This window comes from Dokdonella sp., from assembly GCF_036518555.1.
GTDB lineage: Bacteria > Pseudomonadota > Gammaproteobacteria > Xanthomonadales > Rhodanobacteraceae > Dokdonella_A.
Genome location: NZ_DATDMY010000308.1, coordinates 1 through 5,710 on the forward strand (window position 1 = coordinate 1; position 5,710 = coordinate 5,710).

At 67.9% G+C, this 5,710-nt stretch carries 5 protein-coding genes; 2 read left to right on the top strand and 3 right to left on the bottom strand.

What is annotated here, in order from left to right:
- Positions 1 to 1,048: response regulator (locus tag VI238_RS16590; RefSeq protein WP_331653357.1), on the top strand; the 1,048-nt coding region annotated here is incomplete at its 5' end.
- Positions 1,033 to 2,772 carry a response regulator gene (locus VI238_RS16595; protein WP_331653358.1) on the top strand — a complete coding sequence of 580 codons (1,740 nt, stop codon included), beginning with the start codon at positions 1,033 to 1,035 and terminating at the stop codon, positions 2,770 to 2,772. The genes VI238_RS16590 and VI238_RS16595, both read left to right, overlap by 16 nt.
- A gap of 21 nt (positions 2,773 to 2,793) precedes the next feature.
- Here the strand turns inward: VI238_RS16595 and VI238_RS16600 are convergent, their stop codons facing one another.
- From VI238_RS16600 to ligD, 3 genes are all read right to left on the bottom strand, one after another.
- A complete protein-coding gene (locus VI238_RS16600) occupies positions 2,794 to 3,603 on the bottom strand; it encodes a tetratricopeptide repeat protein (RefSeq protein WP_331653360.1) in 810 nt (269 codons plus the stop codon).
- Between the two features lie 6 nt (positions 3,604 to 3,609).
- Positions 3,610 to 4,512, bottom strand: coding sequence for a Ku protein (locus tag VI238_RS16605; protein WP_331653362.1), 903 nt, complete (start codon positions 4,510 to 4,512; stop codon positions 3,610 to 3,612).
- Between the two features lie 114 nt (positions 4,513 to 4,626).
- Positions 4,627 to 5,710 (bottom strand): non-homologous end-joining DNA ligase (gene ligD, locus VI238_RS16610; RefSeq protein WP_331653364.1); only part of this gene is annotated, 1,084 nt, incomplete at its 5' end.

Genomic DNA, 5,710 nt, shown 5'->3' on the forward strand with positions numbered 1-5,710 from the left:
CAAGTACCTGCCGACCGCGATCTCGCTCGACATCTTCCTGCCCGACGTGCTCGGCTGGACCGTGCTGAGCCGGCTCAAGCAGGATTCGGCGACGCGCCACATCCCGGTGCAGGTCGTCACGATCGAGGACGAGCGCCAGCAAGGCCTGGAACGCGGCGCGTTCTCGTTCCTCAACAAGCCGGTGACGACCGAAGGCCTCACCGCCGCGCTGACGAGGATAAAGGACTTCGTCACGCCGCGCCCGAAGCGGTTGCTCGTGGTCGAGGACGACGCGGCGGAGCGCATGAGCATCGTCGAACTGATCCGCCATGACGACGTCGAGATCGAGAGCGCGCCCGACGGCGGCAGCGCACTCGAGGCGGTCCGCGCCGGCCGGTTCGACTGCATCGTGCTCGATTTGCGCCTGCCGGACATGTCGGGCTTCGAGCTGCTCGAGCGCCTCCATGCCGATCCGGCCCTGCGCGACATCCCGGTGGTGGTGTTCACCGGCAAGGAACTCAGCGACGAAGAGAGCACGGCGCTGAAGCGGGTCGCAAAGAGCGTCGTCATCAAGGGCGTGCAGTCGCCCGAGCGCTTGCTCGACGAGACCGCGCTGTTCCTCCACCGCGTGATCGCCGACCTCCCGCCGCGACAGCAGCGCATGCTGCAGAGCCTGCACGAGACCGACGAGATGCTCGTCGGCAAGCGCATGCTCGTCGTCGACGACGACGTGCGCAACATCTTCGCGCTGTCGAGCGTGCTCGAACGGCACGGCATGCAGGTGTCGAGCGCGTCGACCGGGCAGGCAGCGATCGAGCTGCTGCAGCGCACGCCCGACGTCGCACTCGTGCTGATGGACATCATGATGCCGGAGATGGATGGCTATGAGACGACGCGTGCGATCCGCGGCGACGCACGCTTCCGGTCGCTGCCGATCATCGCGCTGACCGCGAAGGCGATGCGCGGCGACCGCGAAAAGTGTCTCGAGGCGGGCGCGTCCGACTACCTCGCCAAGCCCGTGAACACCGAACAGTTGCTCTCGGTACTTCGGCAATGGCTGCATCGCTGACCGCCTCGGTGGGCATGCCGGTCGATCCGGCGCGGATCCTGCTCGTCGACGACCAGCCGGCGCGCCTGCTCACGTACGAAGCAATCCTTGCCCCGCTCGGCGAGGAGCTCGTCGCCGTGCAGTCGGGCGAGGAAGCGTTGCGACGGCTCATGGAAACCGAGTTCGCCGTGATCCTGCTCGACGTGAGCATGCCCGGCCTCGACGGCTTCGAGACGGCGGGCCTCATCCACGCGCACCCGCGCTTCGAGAACACGCCGATCATCTTCGTCACCGGCGTGCACGTCGGCGAACTCGATCGCCTCGAAGGCTATCGCCTCGGCGCGATCGACTACGTGCAGATCCCGCTCGTGCCGGACATCCTGCGCAGCAAGGTCGCGGTGCTGGTCGAACTGTACCGTCGGCGTCGCGAGCTGCGCACGCTCAACCAGAGCCTCGCCGGCGAGAACGCGAACCTCGTGCAGGCGAACCTCGCCTTGCAGACCGAGCGCGCGCGCGAGTACCAGGCGCTGTCGGAGACGCTTGCGGCGGCGAACGCGAAGTTGTCCGAGGCGAACGCCGCACTCGAGTCGGAGGTGGCCGAGCGGCGCCATGCCGAGCAGGTGTCGCTGCAGCTCGCGACGAGCCTGCGCAAGCTCGACCGGCGCAAGGACGAGTTCCTCGCCACGCTCGCCCACGAGTTGCGCAACCCGCTGGCGCCGATTCGCAACGCGGTCGCCGTGCTGCGCGGGCGGCCGCTCGACGAGGCGACCTCGCAGCATACGCTCGAGGTCATCGATCGCCAGGTGCGGCAACTGGTGCGCCTCGTCGACGACCTGCTCGACGTGTCGCGCATCACCTACGACCGCATCGAGCTCAAGCGCGAGCGCGTGGAGATCGGCGCGATCCTCTCCGCCACGCGCGACATGGCCTTGCCGTCGATCGAGCAACGCAACCAGACGCTCGCGCTCGAACCGCCGATCGCGCCCGTGCACGTGCACGGCGATCCGCAGCGCCTGATCCAGGTCGTCGGCAACCTGCTCAACAACGCGAGCAAGTACACGCCGCCGGGCGGCACGATCGCGCTCGCCGCGCGCAGCGACGGCGAGCGCGTGCGCGTGAGCGTGACCGACGACGGCATCGGCATCTCGGCGGAAGACCTGCGCAACGTGTTCGACCTGTTCGTGCAGGTCGACGCGGCTCGCGAGCACGCCCAGGGCGGACTCGGCATCGGCCTCACACTCGTGAAGCGCCTGGTCGAGATGCACGGCGGCACGGTCGCGGCGGAGAGTGACGGTCGCGGGCGCGGTTCGCGCTTCACGATCGAACTGCCGTGCGCGGTCGACGCTTCGCCTGCGCAGCAGGCGTCGGTCGCCCCGGGCGTAAGCGGTGCGCGCATCAGGGTCGTGATCGTCGACGACAACCGCGACGCCGCCGATATGCTCGCGCTGACGCTGCAGATGCTCGGTCACGAAACGAAGGTGGTCTACGATCCGCTGCTCGCGCTCGATGCGATTGCCGCGTTCGGCCCGCGCGTCGCATTCGTCGACCTCGGCATGCCGCGGCTCGGCGGCATCGAACTGGCGGGCATGATCCGCGAACGCTTCGGCGCGTCGATCCGGCTGGTCGCGCTCACCGGCTGGGGGCAGCCGGCCGATCGCGAGCGTACGCGCGAAGCCGGCTTCGACTTCCATTTCGTCAAGCCGATCGATCTCGCCGAAGTTGAGAAGCTCTGCTCGGTCGGGTGAAGGCGCCGGGCAATGGCGCCGTCAACCGCCGCCGACGAGGCGACGGTACTGCGCCATGTGGCGGATCGCCTCGCGCGGCTGGTCGAGTTCCTCGCAGAGCAAGGCGAGGTTGTAGTGCGCATCCGCCATGCGCGGGTCGAGCCCGAGCGCGGCTTCGTAGGCCTTCTGCGCCTGCGGCTTGCGGTCGAGGTCGTCGAGCAGCACCCCGAGGTTGTAGTGGAGCAGGGCGTCGTGCACTCCGCTCTCGAGCGCATCGAGGTACGTGCGCACGGCTTCCTCGTAGCGGCCGAGTTCGTGCAGCAGGCGCCCCTTGTTGATGCGTGCGTCGACGCGCGACGGGTCGGCCGCGATCGCCGCATCGTAGGCGCGCAACGCGGCGGCGCTGTCGCGGCGTTCGAAGGCGTCGTCGTCGACCGCTTCGTCGCGCGCGGGCGAGCGGGGCGGCGCCGGCTCGACCACGCGCAACGAGCCTGCATCGGGGTCGCCCTCGAACGCGAGCAGGTACTGGCCCGTTTCGGCGGCCCAGCGCGTGCCGCCCTCGCGCACGACGACCTCGTCCGCGACGGCGCCGATGCTGAGGCCCGACAGCGGCATCGACTCGGGAAGGCGACCACGCAGGTCCTTGAGCGCACGCACGATGCGACGCTGCGGGATGTTCGCGGCGGCGAGCGCCTGTGCCGTGCGCAGGACGATGAGGTCCTGGAACGAGAACTGCCACGCGTTGCGCGATCCGCGTGCGGGCGTGATGAAGCCCGCGGCGATGAGCGCGCGAATGGTGCTGCGGGGCAGGCGGAGGAGCTTTTCGACGTCGCTGACGCCGTAGGAATGCATTGCGTACTACTTCGCCTTGCGTGCGGCCTTGCGCTTGGGAGCGCCTTCCTCGACAGCCTGCGCGCGCTTGGCCGGCTTGCGCGCGGGTTTCGCCGCCGATCGGGTCGGCGCCGCCTTCGACGGCGCCGCGCCGCCCTTGCGTTCGAGGCTCGCGCGCAGCGCCTCCATGAGGTCGATGATTTGCGCGCCGCCCTGTTCGGGTTCCTCGGCGAGCGTGATCTGGTGTCCCTCGACCTTGCGTTGCACCGCGGCCTCGATGCGCACGCCGACCTCGTCCTTGTATTCGCGCGGGTTCCAGGTGCTCGAGCTCTGCTGGTCGATGAGCTGCTGGGCGAGCTTGAGTTCGGCGTCCCTGACTTCGGTGGTGGCGATGTCGATCTCGCTGATCGGGCGCACTTCGTTCGCGTACAGCAACTGCTGCATGACCAGGCCGTCCTCGACCGGACGGATCATCACGATGTACTGCTTGCCGCGCGTCGCCCAGCGACCGATCGCGCACCGCTTGGACGTGCGCAGCGCCTTGGCGAACAGTGCGTACGGCTTCGCGCCGCCCTTGTCCGGCGCTAGGTAATAGGCCTTGTCGAAGTAGACCGGATCGACCGCGGAGATCGGCACGAACTCGGCGATGTCGGCGGCGTGGCTGCCCGCCTCTTCGAGCGCTTTGAGCTCCTCGGGTGTGAACTCGACGTACTGGTCCTTCGCGAACTCGTACCCCTTGACCATGTCCTCGCGCGCGACCGGCACGCCTTCGAGTGCACAGATCATCTGCTGCTTGAGGCGCGATCCACAGCCCTTGTGCAGGAGGTTGAAGGAGATCTTCTGGCTCGCCTCGGTGGCGGAATAGAGCTTCACCGGAATCGAGACGAGACCGAACGAGATGCTCAGCGACGCGATGGAACGTGCAGCCATGATGGTCTCCGGTTTGCAGCGCCTGGACCGCGCCCGCTGACGAGGCCGGCCGAATCGATCGTGCACGCCATCGCGTGTCCTACGGGTCGACGCCCGCGCGCCGACGCGAGCCGCTCAATCCGCCCGCGAACCGAGCGCGCGTTCCAGATCCTGTTTGCGTTCGAGCACGTCCGCCCACAGATCTCCCTTTCTAATCAAAGTCTTTACCACACTTGTTAGGGTGAAGTCGAGGGGGTGGGCCTTTTCGAGTTCGGCCCAGCTCAGCGGCATCGAGACCGGCGCACCGGGTACGCCGCGCGGCGAGTAGGCCGAATTCAGCGTCTTGCCGCGCACGTTCATGTTGTGGTCCATGAAGATCTTGCCGGTGCGCTTCTGCACGCTCCACTCCATCGTGATGTCCTTCGGCCGGCGCTTCTGCAGGTGCCGGCTCACCAGTTCGGACACGCGGCGCGCATCGTCGAAGTCGAGCGTGCGCTCGATCGGCACGAACACGTGCAGGCCGGTCTTGCCCGAGGTCTTCACGATCGGTTCCAGTCCCATCTCGACGAGCACTTCGCGCAGCGCGAACGCGACCTCCTTGCCCTTCTCGAACGCGACCGTGTTGAGTTCGGGCTCGGCGCCCTTGGCTTCCTTGCCCGAGTAGATGTACGGATCGATGTCGAACACGACGTAGTCGGGGTAGTTGAGCACCGATGCCTCGAGCGCTTCGAGCGAACTGGAGTAATCGGTCGACGTCGACAGCGAATCGGACCCGACCTTCGCGCGCGAATGCCAGACGTGGAATTCGAGCGTGCCCGACTGGGCCAGCCAGAGCAGGGTCGGCAGGTCGTTGCAGAGGAGGTAGTCGTGGCGCTCGTCCTTGTGTCCGGAGAACACTTCGATCGTGCGCGTGAATGCGGGGCGCGCCTGCTCCCAGTGCTTCTGGAAGAACCGCTGCCCGTCGATGCCGTCCGGCATGCGGATCATCGTCAGCGGACGGTCGGCCAGGTGCGGCAGCATCAGCGGCGACACCTGAGCGAGGTAGCGCAGCAGGTCGCGCTTGGTCAGCGCGGGCTGCCTGAGCGCGGCATCGGCGGGCCAGTAGACGCGATCGAGGTGCGTGACGCGGACGCGCTCCGCGCCGACGGCGAGTTCGAGCGTGCCTTTCGGCTGATCGAGTTGGGCGAGCACCTCGGCGATGCGCGGATCGAGCGGGGCG

What these genes read in the sequence shown, in the direction of transcription:
- VI238_RS16595 (WP_331653358.1), top strand. Translation starts at nt 1,033, where the DNA reads ATGGCTGCATCGCTGACCGCCTCGGTGGGCATGCCGGTCGATCCGGCG.
- VI238_RS16600 (WP_331653360.1), bottom strand. Translation starts at nt 3,603, where the DNA reads ATGCATTCCTACGGCGTCAGCGACGTCGAAAAGCTCCTCCGCCTGCCC.
- VI238_RS16605 (WP_331653362.1), bottom strand. Translation starts at nt 4,512, where the DNA reads ATGGCTGCACGTTCCATCGCGTCGCTGAGCATCTCGTTCGGTCTCGTC.